This window comes from Nocardia sp. NPDC059154 (genome assembly GCF_042755705.1).
Taxonomy (GTDB): Bacteria; Actinomycetota; Actinomycetes; order Mycobacteriales; family Mycobacteriaceae; genus Nocardia.
The window spans coordinates 39,910-40,883 of the sequence record NZ_JBHZCS010000087.1; the positions used below are offsets into that span (position 1 = coordinate 39,910).

Annotated in this window: 1 protein-coding gene; it reads left to right on the top strand. The window is 67.2% G+C overall.

The genetic code is table 11. The features are described from left to right. Positions 1–328 precede the first annotated feature (328 nt). Positions 329–781 (top strand): universal stress protein, encoded by a 453-nt coding sequence (locus ACFXN1_RS44770; RefSeq protein WP_354846161.1) that lies wholly within the window; start codon positions 329–331, stop codon positions 779–781. Positions 782–974: the final 193 nt, after the last annotated feature.

The window sequence follows — 974 nt, forward strand, 5'->3', positions numbered from 1 at the left end:
GCGTTTTCTCCTTTGCGGTCCCCCCCACCACCCCCCCCCCCCCGCGCCCGGTCCGGGGGATATCGGGCTTGTGACGAATCTCCCAGGGAGGCAACACCGTTGGCATATTGTGGGCCACGTCGCGGCGCTTGGGAAATTCGCTGGTAGCCGCGGCCGTCTTCGGGGCGGGAACCGGAATGTGTCCGGACCCGATCACGCCACGGAAGTGTGATGTGTTGCGATATCGAATATTTCCGCCGGTTATGCCGCTATTGTCAGGCGAAGTTGCCGCGGTGAAAACCCCACTGTCGAGGATTCCGCGGCCCCGACCCTTGTACTTGGAGGAGAAATGACCGCCTACCGGACGATCGTCGTCGGTACCGATGGCTCGGACTCGTCGTACGTCGCCGTCGAGCGGGCCGCGGCTCTGGCCGGCGACGAGGGCGCCACCCTGTACATCGCCTGCGCGTATTTCCCGACCGACGACCGCGATGTGGCCGCGGCCGCGGACGTGCTAAAGGACGAGGCCTACCAGGTGCGCGGCTCCGCGCCGACCAGCGAGATCCTGCGCGTCGCGCGGGACAAGGCCGTCGCCGTCGGCGCGGTGAACGTGGTGGAGAAGGCCGTCGTCGGCGAGCCCGTCGAGTCGCTGCTGGACCTGGTGAAGGAGGTGGAGGCCGACCTGCTCGTCGTCGGTAACCGCGGCCTCAACACCCTGGCCGGCCGCCTGCTCGGCTCGGTGCCGTCGGACGTGGCCCGCAAGTCCCGCTGCGACGTGCTGATCGTGCACACCGTGCGCTGAGCAAACCCGTTCCGAGAGAGCGAACCTCCGTTCCGAGAGAGCGGACCCCTGTTTCAACGAAGCGGGCGAGCCCAAGTGGGGTCGGCCGCTTCTCTTTTTTCCGTCCTTGTCAGCGCCGCCAGTGTCGGAACCCCCGCAACTTCTCGGAACACCCGACCACCCAGAACTTGGTGGCGCGGGTGAGCGCCCCATC